Genomic DNA, 18,207 nt, shown 5'->3' with positions numbered 1-18,207 from the left:
CTAGCGGCCCGGTGACCTTAAGCAAGTCACGTCTGGAGCAGCTTGCGCTAGGTCAGCCCGCCGTCACTTCGCCAGTGCGAAGCGCAGCGCCCGCGCCATTGCCGAGGGCAGCACCGAGGCGTGGTCCTCACCCGCAAGCAGCTCGAAGCTCACCTGAGCCTGCGCGCCCAGCCTTTCGGCGGCGAGCGCGGCGAAGGCCCGGGTGCGGTCGACCATGGCGCGGCGGGCGCGGCGGGCGGCCATCTCACCCGCCTCGGGGCGCCCCTGCTGCCAGGGCGAGAGCGCCTGCTCCCATTCGCCCACCATCAGCGCCGCTCGCAACGCCGTGCCCTGCGCAAGCGCGAGCCCCTCCAGAAGGCGCGCCTCGTCCCACCAGATCGACGGGCTCACCGCGACATGGGTACGGAACGAGGCGGGATCGCGCGTCATCACGTCGAGCGTGAACCAGCCGGCCAGCGAATGGCCGAACAGCGTCGCGTTCGACGCCTCGACCGGCGCCAGCGCGGCGATGCGCGGCTTCAGCGTGCGTTCGATGAAGGCGAGAAAGGCGTCGCGCCCCCCATGGGGGTGGGCCGCTCCTTGACGCGACGTCTCCTCGCTCGGCCCGGCGGTGTAGTCGAGATGGCGCCGTGCGCGGTGGTCGTCGCCTTCCGGGTAGCCGATGCCGACGATCACTGCCTCGCGGATCCCGGTCGCCTGCGGGCGCACCGCGCCGCGCCGCATCACCTCGACGAAGGTGGCGAAGCCGGCATTGGCGTCGAGCATGTAGACGACCGGAAAGCCCTCCGCCGGCGCGACGACGCGCGGCTGCGCGAGGAAGATACGGTAGGGCGCCCCGCCCCCCTCGGGCGCGAGGTCGAACCACTGGGCGTCGGGCAGGATGACGGGATTCATCGGCGTTCACGGCTGCAGCGGAGGCGTCACCTCTAGACCATGCGGGCCGGCGCGCAAATCGGGCTTTCCCAGAATGAAACAATTCCAAGCAAATTCGCTGGCGCGCCAGAAGCTTGACCGGTCCGGTGGGCTCATGCAGAACCCTATCCGGCCTCGTCTTCCCGGCCTTTCGGGCGCGGGGAGCCGCCGGAGATGGGATGTCCGAGCTTTCTCCTTCCTCGCCCGCCCATGACGCCGAGCTATCGGCCTATGCGCGTCTCGTGCGCCGGCGGATCGCGCTCATCGGCGCGCTCGGCCTGCTCATGGCCGTGGCGATGCTGTTCGACATCGCGACCGGCCCCTCCAACCTGCCGCTGTCCGACGTCCTCACCGGCATCCTGCATCCCGGCGCGCTCGATGCGCCCTCGCGCGTCATCATCTGGGACGTGCGGCTGCCCTACGCGCTGATGGCGACGCTGGTCGGCGCCGCGCTCGCCCTCGCCGGCGCCGAGATGCAGACCATCCTCAACAACCCGCTCGCCAGCCCGTTCACGCTCGGCGTCTCCTCCGCCGCCTCCTTCGGCGCGGCGCTGGCGCTGGTAATGGGCCTTTCGCTGCCGCTCCTGCCGGCGGGCTGGAACCTGCCCGTGTTCGCCTTCATCCTCGCCTTCGGCTCGGTGCTGCTGCTGCAGATGCTGGCGAGCCTGCGCGGCACCGGGGTCGAGACGCTGGTGCTGTTCGGCATCGCGCTGGTCTTCACCTTCAACGCGCTGGTGGCGCTGGTGCAGTTCGTCGCCACGCAGGAGGCGCTGCAGCAGCTCGTGTTCTGGTCGATGGGCAGCCTCGCGCGCGCCACCTGGGACAAGCTCGGCGTGCTGGCGCTGGTGCTGCTCGCCACCACGCCGTTCTCGCTCGCCGCGTCCTGGCGCATGACGGCACTCAGGCTCGGCGAGGACCGCGCGCGCTCCTTCGGCATCTCGGTCCGGCGCCTGCGCTTCCTCGCCCTGCTGCGCGTCAGCCTGCTGGCGGCGACCTCGGTCGCCTTCGTCGGCACGATCGGCTTCATCGGGCTGGTGGCGCCGCACATCGCCCGCCTGCTGGTCGGCGAGGACCACCGCTTCTTCCTGCCCGCCAGCATGCTCACCGGCGCGGCGATCATGTCGCTCGCCTCGGTCGCCTCGAAGACGCTGGTGCCCGGCGCGCTGCTGCCGGTCGGCATCGTCACCGCACTGATCGGCGTGCCGTTCTTCGTCGTGCTCGTCTTCTCCCGGCGGGAGAGGCTGTGATGGCGCCGCCTGCTCTGCGGATCGAAGGCCTGTCGGCCGGCTATGGCCGCCGCCGCGTCATCGCCGATCTCTCCCTGCCGGCGATCGAGGGCGGCGGCGTCACGGCGCTGATCGGCCCCAATGCGGCGGGAAAGACCACGCTGCTGCGCTCGCTCGCCGGGCTCGTGCCCGCGCGCGGCTCGATCCGGCTCGACGAGGTGGAGCTCACCCGGCTTTCCGTGGCCGGCCATTCCGCGCGCGTCGCCTACATGCCGCAGGCGTTGCCGCAGCGCGTCGCACTTACCGTGCTGGAGGCGACGCTCAGCGCCTTGATGTCGTCGCCGGATGGCGCGTCGGGCGTCGCCGAGGCGCAGTCGCGCGCGCTTCGTGCGCTGGAGCGGCTCGGCATCTCGGACCTCGCCATGCGCGGGCTCGACGAGCTTTCCGGCGGCCAGCGCCAGCTCGCGAGCCTCGCCCAGTCGATCGTGCGCGAGCCGACCGTGCTGCTGCTCGACGAGCCGACCAGCGCGCTCGACATCCACCACCAGCTCCGCGTCATGCAGTTCGTGCGCGAGCTGGCGGAGGAGCGCGGCATCATCGTCGTGATCGTGCTGCATGACATCGCCCAGGCCGCCCGCTACGCGACGCGCGTCGTGGTCATGAAGCAGGGCGCGGTCGCCGCCGACGGCCCGCCGGACGCCGCCATCACGCCCGCCATGCTGGCCGACGTCTACAAGGTCGCCGCGCGGGTCGAGCGCTGCTCGCACGGCTTCCTGCAGATCATGGTCGACCGGGCGCTGGACGAGGCCGGCGCTCAGGCCCGCAACGTGGCGCCGCCGTCGACGTAGAGGTCGGCCATGGTGACGTGGCCGGCGCGCTCGGAGAGCAGGTAGACCACCGCGTCGGCAACGTCCTCCGGCCGGGCGAGCTTGCCGAGCGGGATGCCGGACTTGAAGGTCTCGAGCGAGCCCTCGATCACCCGCGCCGCGCCGTGCTCGTCCGCCCACATGCCGGTCTGCATCGGCGTCAGCGTCGAGCCGGGAGCGACGATGTTGCAGCGTATGCCGTGCGGCGCCAGCTCCAGCCCCAGGCAGCGGGTGAACATGGTCGCGGCGGCCTTGGAGGCGGCATAGGCGGCCATGGCGTGGCGCGGAATGCCGGCGGCGTTCGAACTCACCGTCACGATGGCGCCGCGCCGGCGCGCCAGCATCACCTTGGCAACGGCGCGCGAGACGCGGAACACGCCGGCCGCGTTGACGTCGAAGACGCGCTCCCATTCCTCGTCGGTCATGTCGACCACCAGCTCGTAGGACAGCGTGCCGGCGACGTTGGCCAGCAGGTCGATCGGGCCGATATGGTGCTCGATATGATCGACCAGCGTGGTCACCGCCTCGCTCGAGCGCACGTCGAGCAGAGCGGGCGTCACCGCCTCGCCGATCTCGGCCGCGAGCGCCCGCGCGCCGGCCTCGTCCGAATCGGTGGCGACGACGCGCGCACCCTCCTCCACCAGTTGGCGCACCACGGCCGCGCCGATGCCGCCCGCCGCGCCGGTGACGAAGGCCACCTTGCCGTTGAGACCGCTGTCGCGCATCGCTCAGTCCTCTTTCTGTTCGGCCGCCGCCATCGCCCGCGCCAGCGCCGGGGCGATGGCCGCCACCGCCTCCGGGCCGGTGAGATGGGCGTGCAGCGAAGCAATGTCGACCACCTCGACCCGCCCGGCATAGGGCGCCCACTGGGCGGGGGCGAGGTCGCGCCCCTGATGGTCGAGCGCGGCCCGGAAATGCAGGATGGTGCCGTCATAGCGGCGGTGGAAATGCCCGCGCACCAGCCGGTTGTTGCCCGAGACCACGCGCACCACCCCGTCGAGCGCGGCATCGGGCAGGCGGCCGAGCGGGCTGTCAGTGGCACGCAGGAACACCAGCACGGATTCGCGCGTCAGGGCGAGCGCGGGCAGCCGGTCCGGGTCGTGCCCGGCAATGGCGATCAGCGCTTTCAGCGCGCCGTCCTCGCCGGGGTCGGGCTCGCCGCGCCAGACGTCGGCCGGGTAGGAATCGAGCATCGCCACCACGCCGACCCGCGCGCCCTGCTCGCGCAGCCGCACCGCCATCGCCTGCGCGATGATGCCGCCGACCGACCAGCCGACGAGATGGTACGGCCCCTCCGGGCGGACGTCGCGGATGCGCGCGACATAGTCGGCGGCGAGCGCTTCCAGGCTCTCGGGCGTCGCGACCCCGGGCGACAGCGCGGGCGCCTGCACACCATAGACCGTGCGGCGCGGCGAGAGCGCCCGCCCGAGGCGCCCGTAGCACCAGGAAATGCCGCCGGCGGGATGGATCGCGAATAGCGGCGGCAGGTCGGGGTCGCCCTCGACCAGGGTGATGAGCGGGCCGAGCCCGGCATCCTCCTCACCCGCTTCGGCATCGATCAGCCGGGCGAAGCCGGCCAGCGTCGGCTGGGCGAACAGCGCGCCGAGGCCGGGATCGCGCCCGAATGCCTCGCGCACATGCAGCAGCAGGCCGACCGCCTGCAGCGAATCCCCGCCCAGCGCGAAGAAATCGTCCTCCGCCGAGATCGGCCCGTCGAGTTTCAGCTGCTCGGCGAACAGTACGGCAAGGCGCTTCTCGGTTTCGCTCTGCGGCGGGCGCGCGCCGGAGCCGGCGAAGTCCGGCGCGGGCAGCGCGGCACGGTCGAGCTTGCCGTTCGAGGTCACGGGCAGCGCATCGAGCGCGACGAAGGCGGCCGGCACCATGTAGTCGGGCAGATGGGCGCCGAGATGCGCGCGCAGCGTCTCCACCTCCAGGCCCGGATCGGGCACGACATAGGCGACGATGCGCTTCGTGCCGCCATCCTCGCGCGCGACAATGCCTGCCTGGCGCACCATCCCGGACGACATCACCGCCGCCTCGACCTCGCCGAGCTCGATGCGCAGGCCGCGGATCTTGATCTGGTGGTCGGAGCGGCCGAGGAACACCACCGCGCCGTCCGGCCGCCACAGGGCGAGGTCGCCGGTCGCGTACATGCGCTCGCCCGGCACGAAGGGATCGGGCACGAAGCGCTCGCCGGTCAGGTCCGGCCGGCCGAGATAGCCGCGCGCGAGCTGCACGCCGGCGAGGAACAGATGGCCGGGAACGTTCGGCGGCTGCGCGCGGCCGCGCTCGTCGAGCACGTAGAGCCGCGTGTTCCACACCGGAAAGCCGATCGGCACCGGGCGCGAGAGGTCCTCCGGACCCGCCGGCCAGTAGCTGACGTCGACCGCCGCCTCGGTCGGCCCGTAGAGATTGTGCAGCTCCGCCTTCAGCGTGCGGTGGAAGCGCTCGCGAAGGTCCGCCGGCAGCTCCTCGCCCGAGCAGAACACCCGCGCCAGCGCGAGCCCGCGCGCGGACGGCTCGGCAAGGAAGGCCGCCAACATGGAGGGCACGAAATGGGCGGTCGTCACCCGCTCCTCGCGGATGAGCCGCGCCAGCGCCACCGGGTCGCGATGCGCCTCGGGCGGGGCGACGACGAGGCAGGCGCCGGCGAGGAAGGGCAAGAAGAACTCCCACACCGACACGTCGAAGGTCGCGGGGGTCTTCTGCAGGATGCGGTCCTGCGGCCCGAAGCCGTAATGGACGCGCATCCATTCCAGCCGGTTGACAATGGCGCGGTGCTCGATCACCACGCCCTTGGGCTCGCCGGTCGAGCCCGAGGTGTAGATGACGTAAGCCGCGTCGTCCGGCCGCGGCTCTTCCGGCGCGGCCCCTGTGGGCTCTTCCGGCCAGGCCTCCGGCGCGAGCACCTCGACCCTTCCGGCGAAGCGCGGCGCGTCGGGGGCGCGGGCCAGCGCGAGCCGCGGCGCGGCGGAGGCAAGGATGCGTCCGAGGCGCTCGTCGGGATGGGCAAGGTCGAGCGGCAGATAGGCCGCGCCCGCGCGCAGCACGCCGATCAGCGCCACGATCAGCTCGACGGAACGCGGCAGCGCCACCGCGACGATGTCGCCGCGCCCGATGCCGCGCCGGGCGAGATCATGTGCCAGTGCGGCGCTGCGCACGTCGAGCTCGCCATAGCTCAGTGTCCGGCCGGCGAAGCGAAGCGCCGGCGCTTCCGGCGTCGCGGCGAGCGCGCGCGCGATCAGCGCGCTCAACGTCGCGTCCGGCACCGGATGGGCGGTGGCGTTGAGCGTGACGATGTGCCGGTACGCCTCGTCGGGCGTGGCGAGCGGCACGTCGTCGGGCGAGGCGGCGACCACCGCTCGCTCGATGAACGCCTTCAGCCGCGCCGCATGGGCCTCTACCTCGATCTCGGGATAGAGCTCGGGATTGGCGTCGACCTCCAGCCGCAGCCCGTCCGTGCCGTGCAGGCGGAAGGTGAAGGTGATGTCCTCCACCGGCCCGGTCGAAAGCACTTCGAGCCGGCTCTCCAGCCCCTCGAAGCGCGGCGTCTCGTCGAAGGGCAGCAGGTTGACCAGCGGGCCATGCAGGCGGCGCTGGCCGCCGATGAGCTTCAGGTCGCGGCGAAGCTGCTCGCTGCGGTAGCGTCCGTGACGGCGCGCCCGAACCAGGCTCTTCGCCACCGCGCCGAGGAAATCGTCCAGCGGCGCCCCGTCCGGTGCCGCCACGCGCAGCGGCAGCACGTTCATCAGCATCGCCGCCACGCGCGCCGCGCCGCTGCCGAGCCGCGCCATGAAGGGCACGCCGATCACCACCTCGGGCGTCGCCATGTGGCGCTGGAGATAGGCCGCGGTGAGCGCGGTGACGACGTCCGGCCAGGGGATGGCGGTGCGCGCGCCGGCCTCGCCCAGCGCCGCGAAGGCGGCCGGCCCGATCTCGGCCGCGCTGCGATGGAAGGAGAAGGCGCTGACCGGGTTGCCGGGGGCGAGGCTCGCCACCTCCGGCCGGTCCTCGAACAGGGCGCGCCAGTAGTCGCCGTCGGCCTGGCGCTTGGCCGAGGCGCGATAGTCCGCGTCCTCGCGCAGCACCACGTCGAAGGAGGGCGGCGGGCCGCCGGGTGTCGTTCCGCGCCGGCGGGCGTTGTAGAGCTCGGCGACGCGCTGGGTGAGCAGGATCATCCCGTAGCCGTCGATGGCGAGGTGATGCACGCGCTGCTGCCAGATGTGGCGCTCCGGCCCCAGCACGAACAGCGTCTCGCCGGCGAGCGGGTCGCGCGTCGGGTCGATGGCAGTCGCCATGTCGCGGGCGATGGCGTCGAGCGCGGCCGCCTCGGGATCGGGCATGGCGGAGACGTCGACGATCTCAAGCACCGGCCGGTTCGCCGGGTCGAGCAACTGGCGCGGCCCGTCGCGCGCCTCGACCATGCGCAGCGAGAGCGCGTCGGCCTCGCCGGTCGCCTGCGCCAGCGCGGCCTCGAAGGCGGGCCGGTCGAGCGGGCCGAGAAGCTCGATATACTGGCCAGTGTTGAAGAGCGGGTTGACCGGGTCCAGCCGCTGCGCGTACCACAGACCGGACTGCGCCTCGGTGAGCGGGTAGGATTCCGTGCCCGCCGCTTCGAGGGCTGCCGCGACGTCCTGCGCCATGGAGGTCAGGCGGCACCCGCCCGCGCGTCCTGCCTGGCGCTCACCAGCTTCCACCAGCCGTCCAGCGTCGGGTTCTCGGCGAATTCGGAGAATTCCAGCTCCAGCCCACCCTCGCTCCACATCAGCACGAGGTTCATCGCCCGCATGGAATCGAGACCGAGATCGATCAGGCTGTCGTCGCCGCCGATCTCCTCGGGGTCCTCGTGCAGCATCTTCGCAATGTCGGCGCGCATCTTCTCGCGCGTCACCGGCGCCACCGGGGTGACGATGCGGCGGATGTCGGCGGGCTCGATGGCCATCACAGCACCTCCAGGATCTGCGCCGTGGTCAGCGGCACGCCGCACACATCCGCCACGTAGGACAGGGCGAGCTCGTGCTTGGCGCGCGAGAAGTCGGCCAGCGCGTCGGCGGCCATGAAGGGCTCTATATCACGCATGAACGCATCGGCAGCCGTCAGCGTGCAGCCGATATGGGCGTAGACGCCGCAGATGACGAGCTGGTCGCGCGAGCGCGCGCGCATCAGCTCCTCGAGGTTCGAGCGCTGGAAGGCGCTGTAGCGGTGCTTCACCAGCACATGGTCGCCCTTTTCGGGGCGCAGCGCGTCGACGATCGGCTGGTGCTCGGGCGCCCAACTCATGCCCGGCCCCCAGAGCTCGGCCTGAAGCCCGCGGTCGCGCCTATCCTGGTCGCCCTCCTGCGCGGTGTAGAACACCGGCACGCCCGCACGCCGCGCCGCCGCGGCCAGCGCCGCGATGTTGGCGATCGCCGGGGCGATGGGCGAGGCGTCGGGCGTGAAGACGCGCAGGAAGTAGTTCTGCATGTCGTGGATCAGCAGCGCCGCCCGCGCGCGCTCCAGCCGGAACGGCGCGCGGGGCTTCGGCAGCTCCTGCGCGCGCGGCAGATCGTAGGGCGCGATGGTCGGCAGGCCGGCTTTGGGCGCGGTCATGCTCAGCCCTCCGCCCCGGCGCTCTCGAGGAAGCGGCGGCGCAGGCTGGCGCGCAGCTCCTTGCGCGAGACCTTGCCAACCGCCGTGGTCTCGAAGGCGTCGACGAACACGATCTGGTCCGGCACCTTGAAGTCGGCGAGGCCGCGCGCGCGCACCCACGCCTTCAGCGCCGCCGCCTTCGGCTTCTCCCCGTCCGGGATCACGAAGGCGCAGGAGCGCTCGCCCAGATACTCGTCCGGCAGCGACACCACGGCCGCGTCGAACACGCCCGGATGCGAGAGCAAATGGTCCTCGATCTCCTCGGCGGAGATCTTCTCGCCGGCGCGGTTGATGTGGTCGGTCGCCCGGCCCTGCACCACGAGATAGCCCTCGGGCGTGCGCAGCACCACGTCGCCGGTGCGATAGAAGCCGTCGGCGGTGAAGGAGCGCGCATTGGCACCGTCATTGTTGTGGTAGCCGCGGATCGTGTAGGGCCCGCGCGTGAGCAGGTTGCCCGGCTCGCCCTCGGGCACCGGATCGCCGGCGTCGTCGAGGATCAGCACCTCGTCGTCCGGGCTGATCGGCCGGCCCTGGGTGGAGACGATGATCTCCTCCGGGTCGTCGAGGCGGGTGTAGTTCACCAGCCCCTCGGCCATGCCGAACACCTGCTGCAGCGTGCAGCCGAGCGTCGGGCGCACGCGCCGCGCGGCTTCCGGCATGAACTTGGCGCCGCCGACCTGAAGCACCTCGAGCGAGGAAAGGTCGTGCTGGGTCTTGCCCGCCGCCTGCAGCCACAGCAGGGCGAGCGGCGGCACGAGGCCGGTGATCGTCACCTTCTCGCGCGCGATCAGCTCGAAGGCGACCTCGGGGCTCGGCGAGGGGCTCATCACCACCTTCGAGCCGGCATGGAGCGCGCCGAACACGCCGGGCGAGCTCATGGGGAAATTATGCGCGACCGGCAGCGCGGCGAGATAGACGCTGTCGGGCGTCAGCCCGCAGATCTCGGCGCTGGCGCGGAAGGAATAGATGTAGTCGTCATGGGTGCGCGGGATCAGCTTGGAGAGCCCGGTCGAGCCGCCCGAAATCTGCAGGAAGGCGACCTCTGACGGGTCCGGGTCCGCCGGCAACTCTTCCGCCGCCCCTTCGGGCAGCGCGTCGAGCGCGGTGAAAGGACCCGCCTCGCCGACCACGACCACATGCGCGATCTCTGGCACCTCGCGGCACACCTCCTGCGCGAGGGGGCGATAGTCGAAGCCGTCATGGCGCTCGGCGATGATGTAGCCGCGCGCCTCGGCGGTGCGGGCGAAATGCACGATCTCGACGCTGCGATGGGCCGGCAGCGCATAGACGGGGATCATCCGCGCGCGGAACAGCGCGAACACCACCGACAGGAATTCGGGAATGTTGGGAAGCTGAACCACCACCCGGTCGCCGGGCGCGAGGCCGAGCGCGATCAGCCCGGCGGCGATGCGCTCCGCGCGCCGCTCCAGCTCGGCATAGGTCCAGCGCTGGTCCCCGCCGATGACGGCGAGGTGGTCGGCAAAGCGCACCGCGCGCTCGCGCAGCATGGCCGGGAAGGTCTCGCCGCGCCAATAGCCCCGGGCGCCGTAGCGTTCGGCGAATTCCGCCGGCCAGACCTGGGAAAGAGGCTTCACTCCATATCCTCCGCCGGCACGTCCTCCTCGCCGACGCCGAGCGCGCGCAGCAGCGCGGCGAACTTGGCCGAGGTCTCCTCGCCTTCCGCCACCGGGTCGGAACCGGGCACGATGCCGGCACCGGCATAGAGCCTCGCCTGCCCGCCCTCGATCTCGGCGCAGCGAATGGCGACGTGCCAGGCGCCGTCGCCCGCCTCATCGCACCAGCCAACCGCGCCGGCATAGAAGCCGCGGTCGTAGCCTTCGAGCTCGGCGATGAGCTTTGCCGCCGCTTCGCGCGGGGTGCCGCACACCGCCGGGGTGGGGTGCAGCCGCGTGGCGAGTTCCACCGAGGAGACCGACGGGTCGCGCAGCCGCCCAACAATGCGGGTGCCGAGATGCCACATGGTCGCCGTCGAGGTCAAACCGGTGCCCTCCGGCGTGCCGAGCTCGGCGCAATAGGGCGCGAGCTGGTCAAGGATCGCGGTGACGACCTCGCGGTGCTCGCGCCGGTCCTTGTCAGAGGCGGAGAGAGCCTCTGCGGCCGCGCGGTCCTCGCCCGCATCCGGCGAGCGGCGGGCGGAGCCGGCGAGCGGGCGCGAGAGCACCTGCGTGCCCTGCCGCGACACGAGAAGCTCGGGCGTGGCGCCGACCAGCGCGCGCGCATGGCCGCGCTCGCGCTCCGGCAGCGGCACGCAATAGGCCGTCACCAGCGGGTCCTCGGCGAGCGCGCGCAGCACGTGCGAGGTCTCGATCGGCCGGTCGCAGGCGAGGCGCAGGCTGCGCGAGAGCACCACCTTGCGCAGCCCCTCGTCGCCGCGCTCGAGCCGGCGCAGCGCCTCGGCCACGGCGGCGCGGTAGGCGGCGAGCGAAGGCTCGGCATGCGCCGTCCAGCGGCGCGCCGCGCCCGATGCCGGGTGGGCGGATGCGGGGCGCACGAGCGCCGGCGGGGGAAAGGCGGCGGCGAAGCAGGCGCGGCTGCCGCTGCGCGCGACCTCGGCCGGCTGGAACAGATGCGCGGGCGCGCCGGCATCGAAGGGCAGCGCGCCGAGCACGAGACGCGGCCCCTCCGGCCGCGCGGCCAGAAGCGCGCGCACGCGTGCCTCCAGCGGCGCGGTACCGGGCGCCACGACGCCGAGGCTTCCCTTCCCGACGACGGTCTCGCGGTCCGACACCAGCGCGAAGGGCAAGGCAGGGGCGAACGCCGCCTGCTCTCCGGCATCGCGCATACGCGTCGCTCCTTGAGATCGGGCTGTCATCGGGCGGGGAGTCATCGGGAAGGTCCGCTCCTGGCGCTGGCCGATCAGGGCTTGATCAGCGACACGGTGTCGCCGAAGGGGTCGACCATGGGCACGCGCGGCCCGCGCGGACCACCCGCCGGCGGCCCGTCCGCCGCCGCACCCTTCTCGGCGCCGGCCGGGGGCGCGGGCGGACGGGGGCGCATCGGCGCCTTCAGCTTGTTGGTGACATAGGCATTGCCGGTCGCGGTATCGATCGCCACGGTCTGCGGCATCGATCCGGTGACGACGTTGGCAATCGGCTCCAGCGTCTTGGTGTCGACCAGCGTGACGTAGCCGCCCTGCCGGTTGGCGACGTAGAGCACGCTGCGCTCGGGGTCGATGGCGAGGCTGAGCGGGCCGTTGCCGGTCGCGATGGTCTTGATCAGCGAGCCGTCCTTGGCGTCGAGCACGGTCACGTCGTCCGAGCCCATATTGGCGACGAACACCTGGTCGCCGCTGGCGTCATAGGCGAGGTTGATCGAGCCCTTGCCGCCCGAGGGGAAAGCCTTCACCTGCTTGTTGGTGGCGAGGTCGACGACGATGACCTCGTTGCCCTCGAGCGCCGAGAGGAACAGCCGCTTGCCCTTGGCATCGAGCGAGATGCCGGTGACGGCGCCGGGCAGGTCGCCGATCGTGTCGACGATCTTGTTGGTCGCGCCGTCGATGACCCACACCGCGCTCGGCTTGCCGCGCATGCCGGTAATGGTGGCGTAGACGCGGTTCGCCGCTTCGTCGACGGCGACCTCACGCACATGGGCCTTCTCGCCGGAGCTGATCTTGGCGACGATCTTGCCGGTGGCGAGATCGACCGCCGCCACGCTGCCGTCGCGCGTCTGGGTGCCGTAGAGCGTCTTGGTCGCGTTGTTGATGCCGAGACCGTAGACCGGGTCGTCGCCGAACGCGATCGTCTCCTTGGTCTCCAGCGTCTTGGGGTCGAGTGCGATGACGCTGGTGTCGGTGGCCCCGCGGGTGCCGGCGGCGGCGACGTAGACGCGGTTCATCGGCGCGCTGAACACCGCCTCGTAGAGGCCGGCGGCCGGCTGGACCGAGGTGACGAACTGCGGCTCGGCCGAGGCGATGCCCGTGAGGGCGACGACGGCCAGCGTCGCAAGGGCGGCGGACCCGAGCAGGCGCGGGCGGTACCGGGCGGAAATCGCGTCGATCAGCATGGCGTTTCTCCGTTGAAGGGGATCGGGAATGCTCGCAGGCCCCGGCGACCGGCGAGCATCAATCGAGGTCGACCCAGTTCGGGCCCTCGACCGGCACGGCAAGGAAGCGCTCGTTCACTTCCCGCACGGTTTCGTCCACGTCGAGGTCCTTGAAGCGTTCCGGATGGATCCACTTCGCCAGGATCTCGACGGTGAAAATATCGAGCGGCGAGTTCAGCATCTGGTGCGACAGGCCGTGGACCCGGTGGTCTCGCACCGCCGCCAGCCCGGAAAAGCCCGGGCGCGAGACGACCCGCGCCAGCGTCTCGCGCGCCTTGTCTGCCGTGTATTCCGGCCCGATCAGGAGCCCCGCCGTGCCTTCCATGTGGCTGCCGCCGGTGGCGATGTAGACCTGCGGGTCCTGGGAGATGACGTATTCGAGGTTGAGCTTGCCGAAGGCGCGCGGGATCACCGCCGCGCCGATATTGGTGCCGCCGTCGGCCTCGATGATATCGCCGACATTGCCCTTGCCCGGCGAATTGCAGCAGTCCGAGGTCATCGCCGCGTGCGGCTCGAGGAAGACGCGCGGGCGCTCGTCGGGCTTGAGGTCGGCGAGCTTCGCCTTCACCGCGTCGAGCCGAGCCCGGCGGAAGGCGAGGAACGCTTCGGCCTGCGCCTCGCGCCCGGTGGCGGCGGCGAGCAGGCGAAGGCTGGGCTCCAGATTGGCGAGCGGATGGGTGAAGAAGTCAATCACCACCACCGGGATGCCGGCGGCCTCGATGCGCGAGCGCTGCTCCTCGGTGGGCTGGGAGCCGAGCGAGAACACGGCAAGGTCCGGCCGCGCGGCGATCACCTGCTCGACCGACAGGCTGCCCGCCGAGCTCGCCACCCGCGCCAGCTTGTCGATGGCGGGGAATTTCTTCTCATAGGCCGCATAGGTGGCCTTGCCGATGCGGTTGATGTCGTGCGGCCACGCCGCCAGCACGCTCACAGGGTCCGGATTAATCAGCGCCAGCGCGATGAGATAGCGCCCGTCGTCGATCAGCAGCCGGTGGGCGGGCGCGTCGAGATGCACCTCGCGGCCGGTGACGTCCTTCAGCGTGACGTCGGCGAAGGCCGGGCCGATGCTCGCCAGCACCGCGGCGACGACAGCCGCCCGCATGAGCGCGCCGGCGGTCAGGACAGCACGCGGGTTGAGCGGGAAGTTGATGCGCATGAGCTGGAACGAATGACCGAAGGACAGGTTCGACTAGGCCGTCGCGTGGGGTAATCGTCCCACAACCCCCGTATGTCAACTAAACATTTGGTAACTCACTGTTTTTAATTAGTCTAATGTAGGGAAATAGCCTCGCCGGAGGCCCCTATACTTTACTTTACGTAATATTCCTTGCGGGCCCACGTCGCCTCGCCGTCGACCTCCCCCGCGCGGCCCTTCGTTCCCTGCTCGCGGCATCACGCAGCGGCCCCGGCATTCACAGGATTGTCGCAGTGCGGGAAAAAGGATGCGGAGGGCGAGAGCAGCCTCGCTGCACCTGCGCGGATTTGATAAGCAAAGGTATCTCTGTCTCACCCGCCGATTGCGGCAAATCTATAATGGGGTTGGGTTTCGCATGCGCGTTGCGATGATTGGTACCGGCTATGTCGGCCTCGTTTCGGGGACCTGCTTCTCCGATTTCGGTCATGAAGTGACGTGTATCGACAAGGATGCCGACAAGATCGAGCGCCTGAAACGCGGCGAGATACCCATCTTCGAGCCCGGCCTCGACGATCTGGTGCGGCGCAACGTGGAAGCCTCCCGCCTCCATTTCGATACCGACCTGACGCAGGCCGTGCGCGAGGCGGACGTCGTGTTCATCGCCGTCGGAACGCCCTCGCGCCGGGGCGACGGGCATGCCGACCTGTCCTATGTCCAGGCGGCGGCGCGCGAGATCGCGCGGGCGGCCGAGGGCTTCACCGTCGTCGTCACCAAGTCGACCGTGCCGGTGGGCACCGGCAGCGATCTCGAGCACATCATCCACGAGGCCGCGCCCGGCGCCGACATCGCCGTCGTCTCGAACCCGGAGTTCCTGCGCGAAGGCGCCGCCATCGAGGACTTCAAGCGCCCGGACCGGGTGGTGATCGGCACCACCGACCCGCGCGCCCGCGAGGTGATGGCCGCGCTCTACCGCCCGCTCTCGCTCAACGCCGCGCCGATCCTGTTCACCGAGCGCAACACGGCGGAGTTGATCAAATATGCCAGCAACGCCTTCCTCGCCATGAAGATCACCTTCATCAACGAGATGGCCGACCTGTGCGAGAAGGTCGGCGGCAACGTGCAGGAGGTCGCGCGCGGCATCGGCCTCGACGGGCGCATCGGCCCCAAGTTCCTGCATGCCGGCCCGGGCTATGGCGGCTCCTGCTTTCCCAAGGACACGCTGGCGCTGACGCGCACGGCGCAGGAGGCGGGCACGCCGATCCGCCTGATCGAGACCGTCACCACGGTGAACGAGACCCGCAAGTCCGCCATGGCGCGCAAGGTGCTGGCCGCGCTCGACGTGCCGCCGCGCGAGGCCACGGTGGCGGTGCTCGGCCTCACCTTCAAGCCCAACACCGACGACATGCGCGACAGCCCGGCAATCAACATCGTGCAGTCGCTGCTGGACCGCGGCGTCAAGGTGCGCGCCTACGATCCCGTCGGGATGCACGAGGCCCGCAAGGTGCTGCCCGGCGGGGTGGTCTATGCCGAGGGCGCCTATGAATGCGCCGAAGGTGCGGACTGCCTCGTCATCATCACCGAGTGGGACGCGTTCCGCGCCCTCGATCTCGACCGCCTGAAGACGCTGCTGAAGAGCCCCACCGTCGTCGACCTGCGCAACATCTACCCGCCGCAGGACCTGGTCGGGCGCGGCTTCAAATATGTCGGCGTCGGCCGGGGGACGCCCGCGACGCCCTGACGGACTCGACCCGCCCCGTCCCTCCCTTGGCCGGCGCGTGGCGGGCGGGCCACGATCGCGCGAGCGGCCCGGGGTGGGACCGAACGCCCGTCGCGGGCCGCCGCCGTCGGTGCTAGAACAGACGCCAGCCTTTGCGCTGCCCGCGGTGACCCGATGTCGATGATACCTCCGCCCGTCCGCCTGTTGCTGGCCCGGCTCGCGCTGCTGCCGGTCCTGCTGGCCCCCGCGCTGCCGCTTCACGCGCAGGCGCCGGACACACAGCCGGGCGATGCCGACTCCATGGTGCAGCCCGATGAAGGCGCGGCCGATACGGGCACGGCCGACAAGGGCGCAGACGCGCCGACCGGCGGCAGCATGGTCGCCCCGCCGGTCGTCGACCCCAAGGCGGTGGAGACTCAGGCGGTGCCGCTCGGCGGCGATCCCCTGAAGCGGCCGGACAGCTTCGGCGACCTCGCCATGATGCAGCCGGTGCCGGTGCTGGCGAAGCAGGGCTACAGCGACTGGGACGAAGGTTTCGACACCATCGTCGCGACGCTGAAGCAGATCTATGCCGAGATGGACCGGCTGAAGCTGAAGCCGAGCGGCGCCGCCTTCATCCTCTACACCAGCACCGACGATAACGGCTTCCGCTTCGAGGCCGAGGTCCCCTTCACCGGCGCCACCACCGAGAAGCCGAAGGAAGGCTTCGACTTCTCCGCCTCGCCCGCCGGCAAGGCGCTGCGCTTCACCCATCGCGGGCCCTACGACGCGATGGACCCGACCTACGAGCAGATCGCCAACCTGCTCGACGCCAAGGATCTCGAGGCGCAGGACCTCTATATCGAGGAATACCGCTCCGACCCGCGCACCACCTCGCAGGACGACCTCGTCATCGACATCTGGGTGCCGCTGAAATAACGCGCATTCGCCTCGCGCGCCGGCCTGTGCTATGAGGCGCGCAAACACGCATCTTCGACAAAGCGATGAACCTGATCGATACCACAGCGGCCGAGGCCGCCGGGGCGGGCGCGGCCATTGCCCCCAAGCTCGATGTGCCGGCGAAGGACACCCGTCGCTCGCTCGCCGGGCTCGACCGAGCCGGCCTTGCCGAGGCGCTGGGCGAGATCGGCGTGGCCGAGCGCGAGCGGCGCATGCGCGTCGCCCAGCTCTGGCACTGGATCTATCTGCGCGGCGTCACCTCGTTCGACGAGATGACCAATGTCGGCAAGGGCCTGCGCGAGAAGCTCGGCGCCGCCTTCACCCTCGACCGGCCGGAGGTCGTGGTCGAGCAGGTGTCGAACGACGGCACCCGTAAATGGCTGCTGCGCCTGCCGCCGGACATCGCGGGCGACAGGCCGCACGACGTGGAGATGGTCTACATCCCCGAGAGCGACCGCGGCACGCTGTGCGTCTCCTCGCAGGTCGGCTGCACGCTCAACTGCTCGTTCTGCCACACCGGCACGCAGCGCCTGGTGCGCAACCTCACGGCGGCCGAGATCGTCGCCCAGGTGATGGTCGCGCGGGACCGGCTGGGGGACTATCCGGGCCGCGAGCGCGCCACCGGCCCCGGCCTGCCGACCGAGGGCGACCGGTTGGTCACCAACATCGTGTTCATGGGCATGGGCGAGCCCCTCTACGCCTATGATTCGGTGGCGAAGGCGATCGAGATCCTGGCCGACGGCGAAGGCCTCGGCATCGGCAAGCGCCGCATCACCGTCTCCACCTCGGGCGTGGTGCCGGAGATCGAGAAGCTCGGCCGCGAGGTCGGCCCGATGCTCGCCATCTCGCTGCACGCGGTGCGCGACGAGCTGCGCGACGAACTGGTGCCGATCAACAAGAAGTACCCGCTCAAGGCGCTGCTCGAGGCCTGCCGCACCTATCCGGCGGCGTCGAACGCCAAGCGCATCACTTTCGAATACGTGATGCTGAAGGGCGTGAACGACAGCCCGGCCGACGCCAAGGCGCTGGTGCGCCTGCTCGCCGGCATTCCCGCCAAGATCAACCTGATTCCGTTCAACCCTTGGCCGGGCACGAAATACGAGTGCTCGGACTGGGAGACGATCGAGGCGTTCTCGGACATCGTGTTCCGCGCCGGCTATTCGAGCCCGGTGCGCACGCCGCGCGGGCGCGACATCCTCGCCGCCTGCGGGCAGCTCAAGAGCGAGACCGAAAAGCTCTCCGCCCGCGAGCGGCTGGCGCTGCGCGCCATGGCGGCGGCCGAATAGCGGACGCGATGAGCCGGGCGAGATCGCCGGGCGGAGGGAGTGTGCGATGCTGGACCATGTCGGATTTCCCGTCGCCGATTTCGAGCGCTCGCGCGCCTTCTATGGGGCGGCGCTGGCGCCGCTCGGCGTCAGCATCGTCATGGAGGTGACGCCCGACCAGACCGGCGGGGACGCCCATGCCGGCTTCGGTGTCGGCGGCAAGCCGTTCTTCTGGATCGGCACCGGCGGCGCGCTCACCGGCGGGCGGGTCCATGTCGCCTTCACGGCCGAGGATCGCGAGGCGGTCGACGCCTTCTACGCCGCCGCGCTTGCCGCCGGGGGGCGCGACAACGGCGCGCCGGGCCTGCGCCCGCAATACCACCCGACCTATTACGGCGCCTTCGTGCTCGATCCCGACGGGCACAATGTCGAGGCCGTCTGCCACAGGCAGGTGTGA

At 70.9% G+C, this 18,207-nt stretch carries 15 protein-coding genes; 6 read left to right on the top strand and 9 right to left on the bottom strand.

What is annotated here, in order from left to right; translation table 11 throughout:
- Nucleotides 1-63: 63 nt before the first annotated feature.
- Nucleotides 64-894: an alpha/beta hydrolase gene (locus tag NVS83_RS21185; protein ID WP_258741142.1), complete on the bottom strand. Its 831-nt coding sequence runs from the start codon at nt 892-894 to the stop codon at nt 64-66.
- 197 nt (nt 895-1,091) lie between these two features.
- On the opposite strand from NVS83_RS21185, the gene NVS83_RS21180 reads away from it, so the two are divergent.
- Together NVS83_RS21180 and NVS83_RS21175 are read left to right on the top strand one after the other, a co-directional pair.
- On the top strand, nt 1,092-2,159 hold the full coding sequence (locus NVS83_RS21180; protein WP_258741141.1) for a FecCD family ABC transporter permease: 1,068 nt from the start codon (nt 1,092-1,094) through the stop codon (nt 2,157-2,159).
- Nucleotides 2,159-2,986 (top strand): ABC transporter ATP-binding protein, encoded by an 828-nt coding sequence (locus NVS83_RS21175; protein WP_258741140.1) that lies wholly within the window; start codon nt 2,159-2,161, stop codon nt 2,984-2,986. Before NVS83_RS21180 ends, NVS83_RS21175 begins: the two co-directional genes overlap by 1 nt.
- Here the strand turns inward: NVS83_RS21175 and NVS83_RS21170 are convergent.
- The 8 genes from NVS83_RS21170 to NVS83_RS21135 all read right to left on the bottom strand — a co-directional run bounded on the left by NVS83_RS21170 (nt 2,953) and on the right by NVS83_RS21135 (nt 13,850).
- Nucleotides 2,953-3,729 (bottom strand): 2,3-dihydro-2,3-dihydroxybenzoate dehydrogenase, encoded by a 777-nt coding sequence (locus NVS83_RS21170; RefSeq protein WP_258741139.1) that lies wholly within the window; start codon nt 3,727-3,729, stop codon nt 2,953-2,955. The genes NVS83_RS21175 and NVS83_RS21170 overlap by 34 nt on opposite strands.
- Before the next feature lie 3 nt (nt 3,730-3,732).
- Complete coding sequence (locus NVS83_RS21165) at nt 3,733-7,647, bottom strand: non-ribosomal peptide synthetase (protein WP_258741138.1); 3,915 nt, start codon at nt 7,645-7,647, stop codon at nt 3,733-3,735.
- Nucleotides 7,648-7,652: 5 nt separating this feature from the next.
- Entirely contained in the window at nt 7,653-7,946 is a 294-nt protein-coding gene (locus NVS83_RS21160) for a phosphopantetheine-binding protein (RefSeq protein ID WP_258733927.1), read from the bottom strand.
- Nucleotides 7,946-8,593, bottom strand: coding sequence for an isochorismatase family protein (locus tag NVS83_RS21155; protein WP_258741137.1), 648 nt, complete (start codon nt 8,591-8,593; stop codon nt 7,946-7,948). The genes NVS83_RS21160 and NVS83_RS21155 overlap by 1 nt, the downstream gene beginning before the upstream one ends.
- Nucleotides 8,594-8,595: 2 nt before the next feature.
- Nucleotides 8,596-10,227 carry a (2,3-dihydroxybenzoyl)adenylate synthase gene (locus NVS83_RS21150; protein WP_258741136.1) on the bottom strand — a complete coding sequence of 544 codons (1,632 nt, stop codon included), beginning with the start codon at nt 10,225-10,227 and terminating at the stop codon, nt 8,596-8,598.
- Complete coding sequence (locus NVS83_RS21145; RefSeq protein WP_258741134.1) at nt 10,224-11,435, bottom strand: isochorismate synthase; 1,212 nt, start codon at nt 11,433-11,435, stop codon at nt 10,224-10,226. The genes NVS83_RS21150 and NVS83_RS21145 overlap by 4 nt, the downstream gene beginning before the upstream one ends.
- 74 nt (nt 11,436-11,509) lie before the next feature.
- Nucleotides 11,510-12,655, bottom strand: coding sequence for a YncE family protein (locus NVS83_RS21140; protein WP_258741133.1), 1,146 nt, complete (start codon nt 12,653-12,655; stop codon nt 11,510-11,512).
- A 58-nt stretch (nt 12,656-12,713) separates the two neighbouring features.
- The gene (locus NVS83_RS21135) at nt 12,714-13,850 is read right to left on the bottom strand and encodes an ABC transporter substrate-binding protein (RefSeq protein WP_258741132.1); all 1,137 of its coding nucleotides are present in this window, start codon (nt 13,848-13,850) and stop codon (nt 12,714-12,716) included.
- Between the two features lie 394 nt (nt 13,851-14,244).
- On the opposite strand from NVS83_RS21135, the gene NVS83_RS21130 reads away from it, so the two are divergent.
- From NVS83_RS21130 to NVS83_RS21115, 4 genes are all read left to right on the top strand, one after another.
- Complete coding sequence (locus NVS83_RS21130) at nt 14,245-15,567, top strand: UDP-glucose dehydrogenase family protein (protein ID WP_258741131.1); 1,323 nt, start codon at nt 14,245-14,247, stop codon at nt 15,565-15,567.
- Between the two features lie 153 nt (nt 15,568-15,720).
- Nucleotides 15,721-16,464 (top strand): GyrI-like domain-containing protein, encoded by a 744-nt coding sequence (locus NVS83_RS21125; protein WP_258741130.1) that lies wholly within the window; start codon nt 15,721-15,723, stop codon nt 16,462-16,464.
- 65 nt (nt 16,465-16,529) lie between these two features.
- Complete coding sequence (gene rlmN / locus NVS83_RS21120; protein ID WP_258741129.1) at nt 16,530-17,771, top strand: dual-specificity RNA methyltransferase RlmN; 1,242 nt, start codon at nt 16,530-16,532, stop codon at nt 17,769-17,771.
- A 46-nt stretch (nt 17,772-17,817) separates the two neighbouring features.
- Nucleotides 17,818-18,207, top strand: a complete 390-nt coding sequence (locus tag NVS83_RS21115; protein WP_258741128.1) for a VOC family protein — start codon at nt 17,818-17,820, stop codon at nt 18,205-18,207.

The sequence above is a fragment of the Ancylobacter mangrovi genome (assembly GCF_024752335.1).
Taxonomy (GTDB): domain Bacteria; phylum Pseudomonadota; class Alphaproteobacteria; order Rhizobiales; family Xanthobacteraceae; genus Ancylobacter; species Ancylobacter mangrovi.
The sequence above is the reverse complement of the archived record's forward strand: the minus strand, read 5'-3'. Positions and strand labels throughout refer to the sequence as shown.